The sequence below is a fragment of the Streptomyces sp. NBC_00259 genome (genome assembly GCF_036181745.1).
Taxonomy (GTDB): domain Bacteria; phylum Actinomycetota; class Actinomycetes; order Streptomycetales; family Streptomycetaceae; genus Streptomyces; species Streptomyces pratisoli.
In genome coordinates, this window is the sequence record NZ_CP108080.1 from 6,135,848 (window position 1) to 6,154,728 (window position 18,881).

The following is an 18,881-nucleotide window of genomic DNA, read 5'->3' on the forward strand; positions in this document are numbered from 1 at the left end:
GCGAAGGTGGGCTGAGGGCTTGTCAGTGCAATTTCACATTACTATGTTACGGGTCACATCGCGCCTTCCCGATACGGCCAATCCCCGCGTACACCACGGGATTTCGCGATCACCGCACCGCTGACGCACCACCCCACAGCCACCTCCCACACAGGAGCCATCGGTGTCCCAGCCTCGATCCGTGCTGCCCAGATCCGCGCGCACCCCCCTGCTCGCCGCAGCCGTCGCCGTCACCCTCCTCACCACGCTCGGCCAGATCCCCCGGGCGGCCGCCACGGAACGCGCCGCCGAACCGGCCGTTCCCGCCGCACTCGCCGGCCGCCCCGCACCGGCCACGGCCGACGCCGGCCACGGCCGGAACCCCCACGACGAGGTCGACCGCCTCTCCAAGGCCCCCAAACCGGCCGCCCTGCCCGCCCCCGCCCCGGGAGAACTGGCCGAAGGCCGCACCCCCGGCCGCCAGGACACCGGCGCCGCATCCGTCGCCACCGCCCACAGCCCCGTGCCGCGCGCCGCCGGCGTCCCCTGCACCCTCGACGGCATCACCCGCCTCGGCCCCGAGCAGCTCGCCGACTTCCTCGCCGACCCGGCCGTCACCGCCGACGGCTGCCTCAGGGACCTCATCTGGACCTGGGACGCCCGCCTCACACCGATCATGTCGGACGCGCACGTCCAGGCCGTGGGCCGGCGAATATCCTCACTGGCCGCCGCTCACGACGGCCGCAACAGCACCCACCTGCTGGAGATGTTCACCTACCTCCACGCCGTCGCGTACCACGACTTCACCCGCCCGGAGATCGACATCACCGACGTCCCGACGACCGAGACACTCCGGCGGGCCATCAACGACTTCGGCACCGCGGCGCGCACCTTCCAGGTCACCCAGACCAACGCCGAGACCCTCCGCGAGGCCCTCTACACCGGCAGCGCCCCCGGCCTGCGGCACAGCCAGCTGGGGCTGATCAAGAAGGTCCTGGCCACGATGGACAGGTACCACCAGGGCCAGTACGACGACGCCGCCTGGGGCGGCGCGGCCCTGGCCGCCCTCTCCGTCAACTACCTCGGCATCTACCCGGGCAACCGGGACACCGCGTTCCACAACGTCGTCACCCAGAACGCCTCCTACCGCGACGCCTTCAAGGCCTTCGCCGGCCACACCCACCTCAAGGGCACGCCGAACGAATGGGTCGTGCGCGACGCGCTCGGCGAGTACGGCCGCTTCGGCCAGGTCGACGCGCTCAAGGCGCAGATCGTCCCCGGCCTCGGCGCCCTGCTGCCCGTCACCCGCACCAACTTCGGCAACGGCAGCCGCCCCTGGGCCCAGCTCGTGACCTGGCTGAACTTCTACGAGGCATGCAAGCCGTACGCGGTCTGCAAGGACGACATCGAGCGGGAGATCTTCCCCCACACGTACACGTACGACAGCGGAGCCATCAAGGTCCGCACCGGCCTCGACCGCGCCACCGTCGATCAGCTCTACTACGCGAGCAAGCAGGTCAAAGCGCAGTTCCACCGGGTCCTCGGCGCCGAACAACCGCTCGCCGGCGACCCCAACACCTCACTGAACATCGTGCTGTACGGCTCCCGAGCCGACTACGAGGTCTACCACCCCGTCCTCACCGGCATGGGCACCGAGAACGGCGGCGTCTACATCGAGCGCGGCGCCACCTTCTACACCTACCAGCGCCGCGTCCCGCAGGACTCCTCCCTCACCCTCGAAGAGCTCTTCCGGCACGAGTACGTCCACTACCTCAACGGCCGCTGGGCCGTGCCCGGATACTTCGGCGAGGGCCCCTGGTACAGCGGAGACCGGACCACCGCGATGGACGAGGGCACGGCGGAGTTCTTCGACGGCGCCACCCGCGACGACGGCATCGCGGTCCGCAAGTCCCTGGTCCAGGGCATCATCGACGACACCGCCGGCGGCGGCCCGCGGATGACCGTCAACCAGCTGCTGCACGCCACCTACGACGGCGACGGCTTCCGCTTCTACGACTACGCGGGCACGTTCTTCGAGTTCCTGTGGACCGAACGGCCCTCGCTGCTGCGGGAGATGTACGGCCTGCTGCGGGCCGACGACCCCGCGGGCTTCGACGCCTGGCGCACCCGGCTCGGCGCCGACCCGGCGCTCCAGCGGGACTACGACCGCTTCCTGGACACGCAGATCGCCGACGTCGACGACCTGTTCGTGCCCAACACCACGTACACGCCCAACGACCGGCTCAGGGACACGACGGCGGACGCCGTCCGCGCCTCCTTCGCCGCCGCCACCCAGGCCGATCCGGCGTGCACCGAGAACGGCGACCCCGGCAAGCGGCGCTTCACCTGCACCGGCAGGATCACCGCCAACCTCTCCGACGCGGGAAACCCGGACCTCGTCTTCAAGGACATGTCCGAGACGGTCGACTACTTCATCCTCGACCGGGCGGCACCCGCCTCCACCAACCTCGCCGACATGAACTGCTCCTTCGGGCCGGTGGAGATCTGGAGCAACGGCCGGGCGGGCACGTCGACTTACCGCTGCGAAGGGCCGCTGCGCAGCTGAGCCGCACACGCCGGTGCCTTTGCGCCTGATTCCCTTCCCCGGTCACACAGCAATGTGACATATTACTGCTGTGCCCACCAGAAACCCTCGTGGTCCCCTGGACGCCGTCATCATCGGTGCCGGAGTCGTCGGCGCGGCCTGCGCCTACTACGCGAGCCGCGCCGGCCTCGCCGTGACGGTCGTCGACCGCGGCTCCGTCGCGGGCGGCACCACCGGCGCCGGGGAAGGCAACCTCCTCGTCTCCGACAAGGAGGCAGGGCCCGAGCTCGACCTCGCGCTGCTGTCCACCCGGCTCTGGCGCGAACTCACCGACGTCCTCCCACCGGAGACGGAGTACGAGCCCAAGGGCGGTCTCGTCGTGGCGCCCGACGAGACCGCCCTCACCGCACTGCGCGACTTCGCCGAGGACCAGCGCAAAGCCGGCGTCGAAGCCCACGAAGTCCCCGCCGGCCGGCTCCACGACCTGGAACCCCACCTCGCACACGGACTCGTCGGCGGCTTCCACTACCCCCAGGACGCCCAGGTCCAGCCCGCCCGCGCCGCCGCCCAACTCCTGCTGGCCGCACGCCGGTCAGGAGCCGGCGTCCGCCTCGGGGAACAGGTCACAGCCGTCCTCACCCGGCCCGACGGCAGCATCCGCGGCGTACGCACACCACGCGGTGAACTCCACGCCCCCGCCGTCGTCAACGCCACCGGCACCTGGGCCGGCGACCTCGCCCGCCTCGCCGGCACCCACCTGCCCGTCCTCCCGCGCCGGGGATTCGTCCTCGTCACCGAACCCCTGCCACGCGTCGTCCGCCACAAGGTCTACGCCGCCGACTACATCTCCGACGTCGCCAGCGGCTCCGCGGCCCTCCAGTCCTCGGCGGTCGTCGAAGGCACCCCCGCGGGACCGGTCCTGATCGGCGCGACCCGCGAACGCGTCGGCTTCGACCGGACCCTGTCCGCCGAAGCCCTGCGCCGGCTCGCCACCCAGGCCGCCGCACTCTTCCCCGTACTCGACGACGTACGCGTCATCCGCACCTACCACGGCTTCCGCCCCTACCTCCCCGACCACCTGCCCGCCATCGGCCCCGACCCGCGCGTGCCCGGACTGTTCCACGCGTGCGGCCACGAAGGCGCGGGCATCGGACTCGCCCCGGCCACCGGACTGCTGATCGCCACCGCACTCGGCGGCGGGCAGCCGGCCCTGGACCCGCGGCCCTTCCGGCCGGACCGTTTCGACCAGGCAGGAGCAGCACAGTGAGCAGAACACCGGCCTCCCTGGTGCGGGCCGAGCCGGACCCCCCGTACGAGATCACCTTCGACGGGCGCCCGGTCACCGCACTGCCCGGGCAGAGCATCGCCGCCGCACTCTGGTCGGCGGGAATCCTCTCCTGGCGCACCACCCGAGACGGCGGCGCGCCCCGCGGCGCCTTCTGCGGCATCGGCACCTGCTACGACTGCCTCACCACGGTCAACGGCCGCCCCAACCAGCGTGCCTGTCTGGTCCCCGCCCGCCCGGGTGACGCGATCACCACCCAGAAGGGCACCGGTCATGACGAACTCGCCGTCTGAACCCCCGGCACCGCCCTGCGAACTGGCCGTCGTCGGCGCGGGACCCGCCGGACTCGCGGCCGCCGTCACCGCGGCCGGCCTCGGACTGCGGGTGACGCTCCTCGACGCGGGCGACCGGCCCGGCGGACAGTTCTACCGCCACCCCGCACCCGGCCTCCGCGCCGCCCGGCCGGAAGCGCTGCACCACCACTGGCACGCCTTCGCGCGCCTGGAGCGCGCACTTCGCACCCATACGGCAGCGGGCCGCATCCGCCATCTGCCCGCACACCACGTATGGACCGTCCTCCCCGAACAGGCCCCGGACGCGGGCGGGACGGGCCACGCACAGAGCTGGCGGCTCCACGCCGTCGCAGGCCACGGCGACGCGGACAACGGCGGCGCGGACAACGGCGGCGCGGGCCACGGCGACGACGGGAGCGCCGTCACCGTCCGGGCCCGGACGGTGCTCCTCGCGACGGGCGCCTACGAACGCCAACTGCCCTTCCCCGGCTGGACCCTGCCCGGTGTCGTCGGCGCCGGAGGAGCCCAGGCCATGCTCAAGTCCGGCCTCGTCCTGCCCGGCCGCCGCATCGTCGTCGCGGGCAGCGGCCCGCTGCTGCTCGCCGTCGCCGGGTCCCTCGCGGCCGCGGGGGCCACGGTGCCCGCCGTCGTGGAGGCCGCCGCGTACCCGGCCTACGCCCGCCGACTCCCCGCCCTGCTGCGCAACCCGGGCAAGATCGCCGAGGCGGCCCTGCACGGCGCGGCCCTGCTCCGGCACGGCGTACGACTGCTCAGCCGGCACGCGGTCACCGCCGCACACGGCACACAACGGGTCGAGGCCGTCACGGTGTCGCGGCTCGACCAGGACTGGCGGCCCGTACCCGGCAGCGGACGACGTGTCCCGTGCGACGCCCTCGCCGTCGGCCACGGGCTGCTCCCTCAACTGGAACTCGCCACCGGACTCGGCTGCGCCACGCGCCGCACGGCCGACGGCACCGCCGCCCTGGACCTCGACGACGAACAGCGCACCTCCATGCCCGGAGTGTGGTCGGCGGGGGAGACCGGAGGGATCGGCGGGGCGGAACTCGCCCTGGCCGAGGGAGAACTGGCCGCCCTCTGCATCGCCCGCACCCTGAGCCCGACTCCGCACGATGCCCGGCGATCGCGGCGGGCCGAGGCGCTGACCTCGCGGCGTGACCGGCTGCGCGCCTTCGCCGAGGCGATGGCGGCCGTGCACCGCCCGCGTCCCGGCTGGACCGGCTGGCTCGACGACGCCACCCCTGTGTGCCGCTGCGAGGAGGTACCGGCGGGGTTCGTCAGGGAGGCGGCCGAAGAACTCGGCGCGCACGACACCCGCACCGTCAAACTGCTCACCCGGGCCGGCATGGGCTGGTGCCAGGGACGGATGTGCGGACCCGCCGTGGCCGCCCTGGCCGGCGAGGAACAGGCCCCCGACCACCGGCCCCTGTCCTGCCCCGTACCGCTGAACCATCTGGCCCGCCTGCCGGCCGAGACCCTGATGCCGGCGGACGAGGCGGACCGTCCCTGACCCCGAGGGCCCTCCACCCCGGCCCGTCCACCCTCGGGCCGTCCACCCTCGGGCCTGAAACCGACACGGTGTCAGACCCCCTTCTCCGCGAGGGATCGACCTCTTGTGGCGGTCTCACGATGCTTAGTAAAATGTCACACCTCACACTAGGAGTTGCTATGGCACCCGCACCCCGTACGCGCCCCTGGCACGGCATCATGGTCGCCACCGCCCTGCCCCTTCGCGACGACCTCTCCGTCGACCACGACGCCTACGCCGACCACGTCGCCTGGCTGATCGCCAACGGCTGCGACGGAGTCGTCCCGAACGGCTCCCTCGGCGAGTACCAGACGCTCACCGACGACGAACGCGCCCGCGTCGTCCGCACCGCCGTCGAGGCCGCGGGCGACGGGAACCGCGTGATGCCCGGCGTCTCGGCCTACGGCAGCACCGAGGCCCGCCGCTGGGCCGACCAGGCCGCCGAGGCCGGCGCCGGATCCGTACTCCTCCTGCCGCCCAACGCCTACCGCGCCGACGAGGAGACGGTCGCCGCCCACTACGCCGACGTCGCACGCAGCGGCCTGCCCGTCGTCGCCTACAACAACCCGCACGACACCAGGACCGACCTCACCCCCGACCTGCTCGCCCGGCTGCACCGCGAGCAGAGCATCGTCGCCGTCAAGGAGTTCAGCGGCGACGTCCGCCGGGCCTACGAGATCGCCGAACTCGCCCCGGGACTCGACCTGCTGGTCGGCGCCGACGACGTCCTGCTCGAACTGGCCCTCGCCGGCGCGGTCGGCTGGATCGCCGGATACCCCAACGCGCTGCCCGCCTCCTGCGCCACGCTCTACCACGCCGCCGTCACCGGGGACCTGGACACCGCGCTGCCCCTCTACAAATCCCTGCACCCACTGCTGCGCTGGGACTCCAGGACCGAGTTCGTCCAGGCCATCAAGCTCTCCATGGACCTCGCGGGCCGCCCCGGCGGACCGACCCGCCCGCCGCGCTCACCGCTCACCGGCGAACAGGACACCGCCGTACGCGCCGCCACCGAGAAGGCACTCGCCGAGGGCCTCCAGTAGCCGGAAGCCCCCCGGCAGCAGCGAGAAGGGACCTCATGCGCACCCGTCACGTCTACCACGCCGTCGACTCGCACACCGAAGGCATGCCGACCCGCGTCATCACCGGCGGCGTCGGCGTCATCCCGGGCGCCACCATGGCCGAACGCCGGCTGCACTTCATCGAGCACCTCGACCCCGTCCGCACCCTGCTGATGTACGAGCCGCGCGGCCACTCCGCCATGAGCGGGGCGATCCTCCAGCCGCCCACCCGTCCGGACGCCGACTACGGGGTCCTGTACATCGAGGTGTCCGGACTGCTGCCCATGTGCGGTCACGGCACCATCGGCGTCGCCACCGTCCTCGTCGAGACCGGCATGGTGCCCGTCACCGAACCGGTCACCACCGTCCGCCTCGACACCCCGGCAGGCCTCGTCGGCGTTGACGTCCGGGTCGAGGACGGCGCGGCCACCTCCGTCACGCTCACCAACGTGCCCTCCTTCTGCCTCGGGCTCGACCGCAAGGTCGACGTACCCGGACACGGCACGGTCACCTATGACATGGCATACGGCGGCAACTTCTACGCCTTCGTCTCCCTGGACGCCCTCGGCCTGCCCTTCGACCGCGAACGCAAGGACGACCTGCTCGCCGCCGGACTGGCCATCATGGACGCCATCAACGCCACCGACCGGCCCGTCCACCCCGAGAACCCCGCCATCGACGGCGTCAAGCACGTCTACCTCACCGCCCCCGGCTCGGACGCCACAAGATCCCGGCACGCCATGGCCATTCACCCCGGCTGGTTCGACCGCTCACCGTGCGGCACCGGCACCAGCGCCAGGATGGCCCAGCTCCACGCACGCGGAGAACTCCCCGTCGGCCGGGACTTCGTCAACGAGTCCTTCATCGGCACGGAGTTCACCGGCCGCATCGTCGGGGAGACCACCGTGGGCGGACTGCCCGCCGTCATCCCCACCGTCACGGGCCGCGCCTGGATCACCGGTACCGCGCAGTACTTCCTGGACCCGGCCGACCCGTTCCCCGGAGGCTTCCTCCTGTGACCCCGCCCCCGGCCGCGCTCCCGCCGACGCCCGCGACCTCCCACCCGCCGACGCCCCGGGCCGAGAACGCCGTCCGCACCACCGACTACCACACCGCCGGCGAGCCCTTCCGCATCGTCACCGACGGGCTGCCCCCGGTCCCCGGCGACACCGTGGCCGAACGCTGCGCCGGTGTCATCGGTGCCGGGGGCTCCGCCACCGCACCGCGCCCCGGACCGCTCGACGACATCCGCCGGCTCCTCGTGCAGGAACCACGCGGACACGCGGGCATGTACGGAGGGTTCGTCGTACCGCCGGACGACGGCGGGGCCCACTTCGGCGTCCTGTTCTGGCACAAGGACGGCTACTCCACCGCCTGCGGCCACGGCACCCTCGCGCTCGGCGCCTGGGCCGTCGACAGCGGCCGCGTCCGCGCACCCGACGACGGTTCCGCGGAGATCCGCATCGACGTGCCCTCCGGACGCGTCCGGGCCACGGTGCACCGCGCACACGGCCGCACCACCGCCGTCACCTTCCGCAACGTCCCCACCCGCGTGACGGCCCGCAAGGTCCCGGTCGCGACCAGCTTCGGCACCGCCGACGTCGATGTCGCCCACGCCGGAGCCTGCTACGCATCGGTGCCCGCCGCACAACTCGGCCTCGACGTGGACCGCGCCTCGCTGCCCCGGCTCGTCCGCGCGGGCCGGGAGATCCGCGCCGCCCTCGCCGGACACCCCGCCACCTGGCACCCCGACAGCCCACTGCTGTCCGGCGTTTACGGTGTGATATTGCACGAGGAACTCCCCGACACCCCCGCCGGTCCCGCCCAGGCCAACGTGACCGTCTTCGCCGACGGCCAGGTCGACCGCTCGCCCTGCGGCTCCGGTACCTCCGCACGCCTCGCCCTGCTGGCCGAGGACGGCCGACTGGGTCCCGGCGACGTCCTGCACCATGAATCGGTCGTCGGCACGGTCTTCACCGGACGCGTGATCTCCCGTACCGACGCGGGAGCCGTCACCGAGGTCACCGGCACCGCGCACCGCACCGGCGAGCACACCTTCGTACGCGACCCGTACGACACCCTGACGACGGGATTCCTGCTCTGACCGCACCCCCGACGGGGAGTTGTCCACAGGCCTTCCGGGGCCTGGACGTGGCCTGGGAGGATCTTGCCGTGGCCGCGCCGTTCACCGGGCGGCCGCGACGCCTACGACGACTGCGACGCCTACGACGTCCACGGCGTCCACGACGGAACCGGGCAGCGCAACGTGACATTGTACGCTTGCCCTCCACTGGATTCTCGGAGGAAGCGTCATGGGGGACCTGAAGCAGATCAACCTGATCACCGCTCAGGAGCGGCTGCGCGACCAGGTCGCCCACGCCCTGCGCGCCGCGCTCGTCGCCGGCGAACTCCGCCCCGGCCACGTCTACTCCGCACCCGGTCTCGCGGCCGACTTCGGCATCTCGGCCACACCCGTCCGCGAGGCGATGCTCGACCTCACCCGCGAGGGCCTCGTCGAGCCCGTCCGCAACAAGGGCTTCCGCGTCACCGAAGTCAGCGAGCGCGACCTCGACCAGTACACCGAACTGCGCGCACTGATCGAGGTGCCGACCGTCGGGCAGGTCACCCAGATCGCCACGGAGGCCCAGCTGGACGCGCTGCGGCCCATCGCCGAGGAGATCGTGGAGCACGCCACGAACCACCATCTGATCGGCTACCTGGACGCGGACCGCCGCTTCCATCTCGGCCTGCTCGCCCTCGCAGGCAACGACCGCCTGGTCGAGACCGTGGGAGACCTGCGCAAGCGCTCCCGGCTGTACGGCCTCACCAGGCTCGACGAACTCGGCCTGCTCGTCGCCTCCGCGGAGGAACACCACGAACTGCTCGACCTGATGCTGGCCGGGGACGAGCTGGCCGCCGAGGAATGCATGGCCCGCCACCTCGGCCACGTCCGCTCCCTCTGGGCACGGGCCAGGGACGAACCGGTGGAGCCGCGCCCCAAGCGCACCCTCGGCAGCCGCTGACGTCCGGCCACCCGGGCCGCCGGCTCGACGAACTCCTCCCCGGGGGAGGGTTCGTGGAGATCGACGACAGCCGCACCCCGATCCCCGAGGACCGGCCCCGGCGGCTCGCCGCCGTCCTGCGTGGCTTCATCGCCGAGCCCGCCCCGTAGTCGGCCACCACCGCCGCTTGATCGACTGGTGACGGCCATGGCCCGGGCTTACGGTCGAAGAACGGACGCCCGACGCTGCTCTCCTACGAGGCGGCTGTGCCATGACCTCGCCTCAGCCGGCCCCTGTGCCAGGGACCGCCACCTCCGCACACGGCGACCGTCACGGCATCGCGCTCCTGGTCATCGCCTCCTGCCAGTTGATGGTGGTCCTCGACGCCACCATCGTGAACATCGCGCTGCCGCACATCCAGCACGCGCTCGGCTTCTCGACCACCGGCCTGTCCTGGGTGGTCAGCGCCTACACACTCACCTTCGGCGGACTGCTGCTGCTCGGCGGCCGCGCGGGCGACATCCTGGGCCGGCGACGGGTGTTCGTCTTTGGCGTGCTGCTGTTCGTCGTCGCCTCACTGCTCGGTGGACTGGCCCAGAACTCCGGACAGCTCCTCGCCTCCCGGGCCCTGCAGGGTGCCGGAGGCGCCGTCGCGTCCCCGACCGCGCTCGCCCTGATCAGCACGACGTTCAGGGAAGGCCCGGCCCGCAACCGGGCCTTCGGCGTCTTCGCGGCCGTGTCCGCGGCAGGCGGCGCGATCGGTCTGCTCGCGGGCGGCATCCTCGTCGAATGGCTCGACTGGCGCTGGGTGTTCTTCGTCAACGTCCCCATCGGACTGCTCATCGCCCTCGCCGCTCCGCGCCGCCTCCAGGAGTCCGAACGCCACCCGGGACACTTCGACATCGCCGGGGCACTGACCTCCACCCTCGGCATGGTCCTGCTGGTGTACGGCTTCATCCGCGCCGCGCAGGACGGCTGGCGGGACGGGACCACCCTGGCGGCCTTCGCCTCGGCGCTCGTCATCCTCACGGTCTTCGTCCTCGTCGAGCGGCGCTCACGGCAGCCGATCACACCGCTGCACATGTTCGCGGACCGCAACCGCGCCGGCACGTACGGCATGATGCTCAGCCTCGCCGCCGCGATGTTCGGCATGTTCTTCTTCCTCACGCTCTTCGTCCAGAACGTGCTCGACCTCAGCCCGCTCCGCGCCGGCCTCGCCTCCCTGCCCGTCAGCGTCATGATCGCGGTCGGCGCGGGCCTCGCTTCCCGTCTGCTGCCCCGGTTCGGGCCCAAGCCCTTCATGCTGACCGGAGCGCTGCTCGCCACGACGGGCCTGACCTGGCTGACGGCGACCGACGTCCATTCCAGCTACGTGGGCAGCATCCTCGGACCGATGATCGTCTTCGGACTCGGCATGGGACTGCAGTTCGTCGCCCTCACCCTGATGGCGCTCTCCCGTGTCCCGCCGCAGGAGTCCGGCGCGGCCTCCGGGCTGCTCAACACCAGCCAGCAGATCGGTGGCTCGCTCGGACTGTCCATCCTGGTCACGGTGTTCGGCACGGCCGCCGCCACCGAGGCCGCGCGACAGACTCCGGACTTCCTCGCCCGCGCGACCGCGCAGCAACGGCTGCGCTTCGCACGCACCGGGTCGCTGCCGTCGCCCTGGGCGGACGAGATCCTCGCCGCCGGGGCCTCCGCCGCGTTCGTCGCGGCCGCGGTCTTCACCGCGATCGCCGCGCTGATCGCCCTGCTGGTCATCCAGGCACGGGCCTCGGACATCGACCGGCTCAAAGGCACGACGGGCGCCGGAGCGCGGGATCCGAAGAGGTGAACCCGGGCTCAGTACCCCGACAGCTGGAACCACACCCACTTGCCGTGGTCACCGACCGTGGCCACGCCCCAGGACACGGCCAGAGCCTCCAGCAGGTCCAGCCCGCGCCCGGTCTCCATCTCGTCCACGGGCTCGTCACCCGAGCGCGCCCCGGCACTCATGCCCGGCTCGGTGTCGAAGACCGCGCCGGTGATCGCGCCGGCGGCCTCGTCGCGGGCGACGGCGACCTCGATGGCCGCGCCGTCGGCGTGACGCACCGCGTTCGAGACCACTTCGGACAGCAGCAGCGCGGCGGTGTCCGCGACGGTGCAGTCGGCGGGCGCGACCTCTTCGAGGACGCGCCGGGCCTGGGCTGCCGCACGCGGGTGCCGGGGCAGAGTGGCGACTGCGCTGTTTCCGGTCATCAGTGAGCTCCAAGTTCCGCCGTCGGGCCGGACCTGCCGGCCGCTGGACTACTTCCAGCCTGACGGCGGAAAAGGGCCCCAGAACGTACCTTTCCGCCGGATTACGGTGTGCCGGACGTCACGGTGCGGCGTAACTTTCGTCGCGTCGATGCCGTGGCTCGGACCGGGGAAGCCGTGGCTCGGACCGGGGAAGGCCGCGGCCGGGACCGGGGGAGATGCATGCCCCGGAAGACCGCGGCCATGCGCAGCACGAACACCACTCCCGCGGCCACCGGCGTCGCCAGGCCCGGGCCGGCGCCCGCCCGGTCCAGCAGCAGGTAGCACACCGCGCCCGCGAGGGCCGCGGTCGCGTACACCTCCTCCCGCAACAGCAGCGGAGGGAACTGGCCGCACAGCACATCCCGGACGACCTCGCCGGTCACCCCGGTGAGAACCGCCAGAATGATCACGGCGAGCGGGGTGACATGCGCTTCCACGGCGGCTCGCGCCCCGATGACGGTGACCACGGACAGCCCCAGCGCGTCGACGATCATCAGAGTCCGGTGCGGCAGCTCCCACCTGTGCAGATACGCCATGGTCACGACCGCGACGAGGCCGATGACGGCGAGCAGCTGCCAGTCCTGTGTCCAGTACAACGGGTGCCGGTCCAGGATCACGTCCCGCAGCGTGCCCCCGGACACCGACGCGGCGAAGGCGAGGACGAGCCCGCCGAAGGGGTCCATCCGGGCCCGGTGCGCGGCGAGCACACCACTCGCGGCGAACGCGGAGATACCCAGCAGGTACAGCGCATGCAGCATGGGACGGTTCTCGCTCCGGGGTCGGACGGACAGCGGACAGGGCCGCGCCGGGACGCGACACGGCACAGCACCGGTGTGACATGGCACAGGGCGTGTGTGACATGGCACCGCACGGACGTGGCTCAGCACCCGCACAAGCGTGGGCCGAGGCGCGACGCGGCACTGCCCCTCGGGGGGTGGGAACAGCGCCGCGCCGCACATCCAGCCTGAGGCCCGCACAGGCCCTCACGGCGTGCCGATCGTCGGTGTTCGCCGCGACGAAAGTGACGCCCCGGGACCCGGTCGCGCTCGTACGGCCGGACCGCGCGCCGCGACTTACAGTGGCCGCAAGGCGCGCATACCGCGAGGTGGTGAGGGCCGAGTGACCGAGCGCACGGGGGAAGGCCGCTGGTCGGAGCGGCAGCGGGACGCCCTGCTCACGGTGGTCGTGGTCCTCGCGGGCGTCGGGGACGCCTGGGTCAAGTCGCCGAACGGGCTGCTCACCGGCGCGCCCTTCGCCGTTGTGGTGGTCGTATCGGGCGCGGTCGGCCTCGCACTGTGGTGGCGCCGGCGGGCTCCGGGCGTGGTCGCCGCCGTCGTCATGGTGGGGTACGTGATCGCCTTCACGCCGGTGGCCATGGGCGTGGCCATGTACACAGTGGGGGAGCGGTACCGGCGCATCCGCACCCTGGTCCTCTTCGGGGTGGCGGGCTGCCTCGCGGGCGTCCTGTCGCTGTGGGCGGGGCCCCCGGGCCTGGATCTGCGATACGGGGCGTTCGCCCTCGCGCTCATCCTCGGGCCGCTCATCGTCGGCTACGCCGTCGCCATCCGGCGTGATCTGGCTCTGGAGGCACAGAGCACGATCGACGCGTTGGAGAGGGAGAGGCATCTGCTGGTCGAGCGGGCCCAGGTGGGGGAGCGGGCCCGGATCGCCCGCGAGCTGCACGACGTCGTCGCGCACCGGGTGGGCAATATCGTCCTCACCGCGGGAGCGCTGAAGGTCGGGCCGCAGGCACGGGACCCGGCCGTCGCCGAGGCCGCGGAGCTGATCAGGGACGAGGGGCATCAGGCGCTGGAGGAACTGCGCGAGGTCCTCGGCGTCCTCACCCCCGGCCGTCGCGGACAGGCCGCCCCCGCGAAGGCGCCCCATCCCGACGCCTCTCAGCTGGACAAACTCGTCGAAGGCGCGGCGCGGCTCGGCCGCCGCGCGACGCTACGGGTCGACGGGCACCCCGAGACCCTGCCCGCCCCCGTGCAGCGCGCGATCCACCGCATCGTCCAGGAAGGCCTCACCAACGCGGCCAAGCACGCACCCGGCGCCGAGGTCGGCGTTCTCGTCGAGTGCCGGATGGACGGTGTCGAGGTACGGGTCACCAACGGACCCGCGGCCGCTTCACGCGACGCCGACTCGCCGCCCAGCGGTGGCAACGGGCTCATCGGCCTCGCGGAGCGGGTCGCCCTGCTCGACGGCACGGTCACCGCGGGCCCGTACGACGGTGGCTACCGGATCGACGCCTTCATCCCGCACGGCCCGGCACCGGCGAACACCTGAGCCGCCGGGCCCGTCCCCGGCTGCCCGCCGCTGTACAACGCCACACGCCACACGCCACACGTCAGCCGTCGTCCGTAGCCAGCCACCGTCCGCCGTCCGCCGTCAGCGTTCCAGCCCCGCCCGGTAGGCCAGCCGGGCGGCCTGCACCCGGTTGTCCGCGCCGACCTTCGCCAGCAGCCTGCTGACCTGGCCTTTGACCGTGCCCTCGCTGATGTGCAGAGCAGCGCCGATATCGGCGTTGGACAGCCCTTTGGCGATCAGCCGGAGCACCTGGAGATCGCGGTCCGTCAGGGACTCCAGGACCTGCTTCTCCGCCTCCGTCAGCTGCGCCGATTGCCCGGCCAGTACCTCCAGGACCCGGCCGGTCACCGCCGGGTCCAGCGTCGCCATGCCCTCGGCGACCTGACGTACGGCACGCAGCAGCTCCTCCGGAGGCGTGTCCTTCAGGAGGAACCCGCTGGCGCCCGCCCGTACGGCCTCGTCGACGTACTCGTCCGAGCTGAACGTCGTCAGGATCAGCACCCGCGGCGGCCGCGGCAGCGCCCTGATCTCCCGGGTCGCGGCCAGCCCGTCCATGCCCGGCATCCGGATGTCCAGCAGCGCGACGTCAGGGCTGAACTGCCGCGCGGCGTCCACAGCGCTGCGGCCGTCCCAGGCCTGGGCGACGACATGCAGGTCGTCGCCGGCCTCGACGATGTCGCTCAGCCCTCGGCGCACGATCTCGCTGTCGTCGGCGATCAGGACATGGATCACCATGGCGGTCCTCCGGCACTGCGCAGGGGTGCGTCACATTGCACACCCCCTCATCGTCGCCGTACCGGCGCGGAGCCGCCAAAGAGACCACCGCTCATCGGGCCTCCTCGCCGGCCCGGCCCAGGCGGTACGGCGACCAGCACGACCAGCACGACCAGCACGACCGCGACGACCGGGCCGTGACATGCCGCCGTCCGCGCCTCCAGGGCGAAGGAACCCTTCTCCTCAACGTCCCGAAGGAGACGCCGTGTTCGGTGTCGCGCGCTCGACGGCGTCCGACGATCGACCGGCCACCGGCCACCGGCGGCCACGGAGCACCTCGTACGCAGGGCTAGGAGTCCGCCAGCCACGCCAGCAAGCGGCCCCGCGACCAGCAGCGGCCGATGGCCTCGGCGCGCAGGGCCGACCGGTCGAGCAGCGCCAGGCCGATGATGCTGTGGCCGGAGGCGCGGCGATCGCCGAGCGTCGGTATCGACGGGGCGACTCCGACGCCTTCCGCTGACACCCAGGCCACCGCCCGCCCGGCCGCCGCTTCGTCGAGGCGGTGCAGGAAGCGCAGACGGCTCTCGAGCGGGAAGTGCGAGAGCGCCCACGTCGTGGTGACGACGGGCAGGGCGTCGGCGGGCACACGCGCGAAGGCGTCGGGCAGCACCTCGACGGCGTCACCGTGCAGCAGCAGCGGAGGGGCCGTCGCCGCCAGCGCCATCTCGGCTTGGAGCCTCGCGATCCGCTCCCGCTGATCCGGCGGCAGACAGGCGCGCAACCACCGGGCCTCGTCCGCGTCGGTCACGTCGACCGGATCGAGGCCGACGCCGACCCGGGCGACGACCTCGGGCATCGCCCGCGTCGGGATGGGCCGGTCTCCCACGACCGAGGACGTCAACTGCACGGGAGATGACGGGTCGCCCAGCGACTGTCCGTTGCTGTACGTGATGCCCACGCGATCGACGTGGAGATTGAGCCCGGCCGGACAGCCCACGTCGATCAGCCCCACCGAATCCGCGCCCACCCGGCTCGCCGCCTCGGCAACGGCCGGATACAGCACGGCGCAGCGCCCGGTCTCGTTGGTCCGCGTCCGCCGGCGCACGGCGATGGCCACGACCGAGTCGGTCATGTGCAGCAGCGTGTCGATCGCCGCGCCGGCCGCGGCGTCCCCGTCCGCAGCGGCATAGGCGGCGGCAAGCGCCTGGGCGCGTCCGGCGAGGGCGAGGTCGTGCAACGCGGCGAGGATCACCGTGGGGTGCCGTTTGCGCGCCGGCGCCGCCTCGATGGCGCGCAGCGCCTCCTCGGACTCACTCAGGGCGAGGGCGACGCGCTCGTACAGCGGCGATGTTCCGGCGGCGTCGACCTCAGCGAAGTGTCGGTACACCTCGGCGAGTGTGCGGGGCCTACCCACGGGAACGGCCCGATCTGCGGCGTACGGCGCTTCCTGCGGTCGGCCCTGGCATCCCGGCGATTCTAGCCATGGGAACGTCAACCCCCGCCCCTTGCCCTCGCGGCTGCTGAGCGTATGGCGAACTGGGCAACGGACGTCCCGTTGACCGAACTAGCTTGAGCTCCCTTCGAGGTCAACTCATAGTGATGACAAGGGGGTTGTGGCTCCTGCTGGCGGGTGGCGGTGACTGCGCGTGTGGAGGTGGATCTGGTTTCATCGCGTGTCGTCCAGTAGGTCGGCCCGTGGAGGAATGGATGCCAGAGCACAGCGTGACGGTCCGGAACGTGGCGATGCCGATGGCACCGAGGTGGCGGCGGTCAGTGAATTCCTGCACCACATGCTCGCCGACGACGAGAGTCCGACGTCGCTGCGGTCCTACGCCTATGAGCTGTTGGCGTGGGTCCGGTTCTTACGCGCCGCGGACGTTCCCTGGCATCTGGCGAGCCGCGTCGAGGCCCGTGACTTCGCACTGTGGCTGAAGACCACGAAGAAGCCGCCCCGGCGGCGCCGTCCCGACGCACCCGCCCCGGGCTCGGTGAACCCGGTCACGGGGAAGGCCACGCCCGGCGAGAACTATGCCGCTCGGACCAGACGGCACGCTCGCGCGGTGATCCGCTCGTTTTACGAGTACCACCGCGAGACCCACGGCCGACCGCTGATCAACCCGTTCCCGCAGGGCAGAGCTGCCGACGAGGGGAGTCCGAACGCGCATCACAACCCGATGCAGCCGTTCCGGCAGCCCTCGAGCCGGGGCGCCTATCAAGACCCGGCGGCGGGGCCCGGGCAAGCTCCTGGACTGGCTCGAAGGCCAACCCGGAGAGACCTGGCAGGATCGCTGGATGGCCAGCGGGGCGGACGACGCCGGTTTCGAGTGGACCGATCTGCCCTTCCAGGGACGCGGCACACCCAAGAGCCACTGGCGCGATGAACTGGCCACGGGCCTGGTGCTCCTGGTCGCCGGGCAGGCGATCCGCCCCAGCTACCCGTGACTGCTGCGGCAGCGCGTGACGGTGATGCTCACCGAGACCCGGGCCGCCAGCGACCCCGATGCCTTCCAGCGGCTCGAACAACTGGCCCAGCACGCGACCCCGACAGCGAGGTCCGACGCCCTGAACAAGCTCACCTGGATCGTGATCCGCAAGGGCGGGCTGGTCAGCGACATCACCGTCGGCGACTGCATCGAGCTGACCGCCGCACTGGAGGAACACCACTTCCGCGGCAGCGCCGGCCGGCCGCTGTTCTACGCCCTGCTCAAGGAGACCGGCGTGCTCCCGGCCAGCGCACCGCTGCGACTGCGGGCGCTGCGCATCGAGGGCCGCCGCAGCGTCGAGCAGATCGTCGACGCGTACGGCATCGAGTGCCGGCCCGTCCGTGACCTGCTGGTCGAGTACTTCACTGAGCGGGCTCCCGAGCTCGACCACGTCTCGCTGCGGTCCATCGCCCGCAACCTGTGCCGGTTGTTCTGGCGCGACCTGGAGATCCACCATCCCGGCATCGACTCGCTGCGACTGGCGCCCGAGGTCGCGAGGGCGTGGAAGGAACGACTGGCCTTCATCCGTGACGCCCAGGGCCAGCCGGTGCGGGAGCGGGTGAACTTCCGCAGCGAGCTGGTGTTCGTCCGGGCGTTCTACCAGGACATCGCCCGCTGGGCCGCCGACGATCCAGCGCGGTGGGCGCCCTGGGCGACTCCGAGCAGCCAAACGAAGGTGCGAAGCTGTAGTTCTGAGGACTACAACGAGGGGATGACCTTCTTCCTCTGTTCCAAGTGCGGCACCGCGATCACGCCGGAGCTGGCCGAGCTGGCCGCCGTCCCCGACCCCTGTGACGACGAACACGACCGGGACAAGGAGACACGCCGGGCACCCTCCACCGTTCCGCGGGGCCGCTACGCGATCGATCCCGAGCCCTGGGGACCTCCCTACGTCGCGCAGGACGATCAGGAGGACCCGAAGCCGGCTCAGTCCCGAGGGCCGCTGGTCTGCCGCGAGGAGGGCTTCGTCATCTCTGCGGGCGTCCCGGACACGGTGCTGATACACCCTGAGGACGCCCCCGACCTTCAACCGCTGCCTAACTGGGAGAACAGCACCGGCTGCTGCGGGCCGACGGGTGACGAAGGACTCAACCGAGCCTGTCCCTGCGGCGCCCCGGTCGCGACGCTAGCGGCAGACTGCTTCGGGCCCTACGAACTGCACCTCGACCCCGTCCGAACCTACGCGTTCTCCCAGTAGGCACGCTGAACGGCCGCCCCGGAGCGCAACACGCCCGGGACGGCCTCTTGTCCGGCGACTTCACGACTACTTTCCGTTGCGAAGGCACTTCGATGACGAGCTAAGCGTCAAGCTGGGCTGGTTCGGATAAGCAGGCGTGTTCGTGCGTGCAGAGGGTTCCGTAGGGCCCGAGGGCGTTCGATCACGGCGGT

Annotated in this window: 16 protein-coding genes; 12 read left to right on the top strand and 4 right to left on the bottom strand. The window is 72.0% G+C overall.

Annotation, left to right across the window (positions count from 1 at the left end; translation table 11 throughout):
* Window positions 1-184 precede the first annotated feature (184 nt).
* From OG766_RS27635 to OG766_RS27675, 9 genes are all read left to right on the top strand, one after another.
* Window positions 185-2,545, top strand: a complete 2,361-nt coding sequence (locus OG766_RS27635) for a collagenase (RefSeq protein ID WP_443045620.1) — start codon at window positions 185-187, stop codon at window positions 2,543-2,545.
* 70 nt (window positions 2,546-2,615) lie between these two features.
* Complete coding sequence (locus OG766_RS27640) at window positions 2,616-3,791, top strand: NAD(P)/FAD-dependent oxidoreductase (RefSeq protein WP_328726432.1); 1,176 nt, start codon at window positions 2,616-2,618, stop codon at window positions 3,789-3,791.
* Window positions 3,788-4,102 carry a (2Fe-2S)-binding protein gene (locus OG766_RS27645; protein ID WP_266387786.1) on the top strand — a complete coding sequence of 105 codons (315 nt, stop codon included), beginning with the start codon at window positions 3,788-3,790 and terminating at the stop codon, window positions 4,100-4,102. Before OG766_RS27640 ends, OG766_RS27645 begins: the two co-directional genes overlap by 4 nt.
* A complete protein-coding gene (locus tag OG766_RS27650; protein ID WP_328726433.1) occupies window positions 4,083-5,630 on the top strand; it encodes an FAD/NAD(P)-dependent oxidoreductase in 1,548 nt (515 codons plus the stop codon). The genes OG766_RS27645 and OG766_RS27650 overlap by 20 nt, the downstream gene beginning before the upstream one ends.
* A 158-nt stretch (window positions 5,631-5,788) precedes the next feature.
* Complete coding sequence (locus OG766_RS27655) at window positions 5,789-6,691, top strand: dihydrodipicolinate synthase family protein (RefSeq protein ID WP_266387781.1); 903 nt, start codon at window positions 5,789-5,791, stop codon at window positions 6,689-6,691.
* Window positions 6,692-6,726: 35 nt separating this feature from the next.
* A complete protein-coding gene (locus OG766_RS27660) occupies window positions 6,727-7,728 on the top strand; it encodes a proline racemase family protein (RefSeq protein ID WP_266387778.1) in 1,002 nt (333 codons plus the stop codon).
* On the top strand, window positions 7,725-8,813 hold the full coding sequence (locus tag OG766_RS27665; protein ID WP_266387775.1) for a proline racemase family protein: 1,089 nt from the start codon (window positions 7,725-7,727) through the stop codon (window positions 8,811-8,813). The genes OG766_RS27660 and OG766_RS27665 overlap by 4 nt, the downstream gene beginning before the upstream one ends.
* Window positions 8,814-9,021: 208 nt before the next feature.
* Window positions 9,022-9,732 carry a GntR family transcriptional regulator gene (locus tag OG766_RS27670; RefSeq protein WP_266387772.1) on the top strand — a complete coding sequence of 237 codons (711 nt, stop codon included), beginning with the start codon at window positions 9,022-9,024 and terminating at the stop codon, window positions 9,730-9,732.
* 250 nt (window positions 9,733-9,982) lie between these two features.
* Window positions 9,983-11,542 (top strand): MFS transporter, encoded by a 1,560-nt coding sequence (locus OG766_RS27675; protein WP_328726434.1) that lies wholly within the window; start codon window positions 9,983-9,985, stop codon window positions 11,540-11,542.
* 8 nt (window positions 11,543-11,550) lie between these two features.
* Here the strand turns inward: OG766_RS27675 and OG766_RS27680 are convergent, their stop codons facing one another.
* Together OG766_RS27680 and OG766_RS27685 are read right to left on the bottom strand one after the other, a co-directional pair.
* Window positions 11,551-11,946 (bottom strand): ATP-binding protein, encoded by a 396-nt coding sequence (locus tag OG766_RS27680; RefSeq protein ID WP_266387766.1) that lies wholly within the window; start codon window positions 11,944-11,946, stop codon window positions 11,551-11,553.
* A 101-nt stretch (window positions 11,947-12,047) separates the two neighbouring features.
* On the bottom strand, window positions 12,048-12,743 hold the full coding sequence (locus OG766_RS27685) for a trimeric intracellular cation channel family protein (protein ID WP_328726435.1): 696 nt from the start codon (window positions 12,741-12,743) through the stop codon (window positions 12,048-12,050).
* Window positions 12,744-13,104: 361 nt separating this feature from the next.
* Between OG766_RS27685 and OG766_RS27690 the strand changes: the two genes are divergently transcribed.
* Window positions 13,105-14,274 carry a sensor histidine kinase gene (locus OG766_RS27690; RefSeq protein ID WP_328726436.1) on the top strand — a complete coding sequence of 390 codons (1,170 nt, stop codon included), beginning with the start codon at window positions 13,105-13,107 and terminating at the stop codon, window positions 14,272-14,274.
* Between the two features lie 102 nt (window positions 14,275-14,376).
* On the opposite strand, the gene OG766_RS27695 is transcribed toward OG766_RS27690, so the two are convergent.
* Together OG766_RS27695 and OG766_RS27700 are read right to left on the bottom strand one after the other, a co-directional pair.
* Window positions 14,377-15,030: a response regulator gene (locus OG766_RS27695; protein WP_266387757.1), complete on the bottom strand. Its 654-nt coding sequence runs from the start codon at window positions 15,028-15,030 to the stop codon at window positions 14,377-14,379.
* 328 nt (window positions 15,031-15,358) lie between these two features.
* Window positions 15,359-16,396, bottom strand: a complete 1,038-nt coding sequence (locus OG766_RS27700) for a DUF2332 domain-containing protein (RefSeq protein WP_328726437.1) — start codon at window positions 16,394-16,396, stop codon at window positions 15,359-15,361.
* Window positions 16,397-17,301: 905 nt separating this feature from the next.
* On the opposite strand from OG766_RS27700, the gene OG766_RS27705 reads away from it, so the two are divergent.
* Together OG766_RS27705 and OG766_RS27710 are read left to right on the top strand one after the other, a co-directional pair.
* Window positions 17,302-17,451: a hypothetical protein gene (locus tag OG766_RS27705; protein ID WP_328726438.1), complete on the top strand. Its 150-nt coding sequence runs from the start codon at window positions 17,302-17,304 to the stop codon at window positions 17,449-17,451.
* A gap of 24 nt (window positions 17,452-17,475) precedes the next feature.
* Window positions 17,476-18,690, top strand: coding sequence for a hypothetical protein (locus tag OG766_RS27710; RefSeq protein ID WP_328726439.1), 1,215 nt, complete (start codon window positions 17,476-17,478; stop codon window positions 18,688-18,690).
* The last annotated feature ends 191 nt before the right edge of the window (window positions 18,691-18,881 follow it).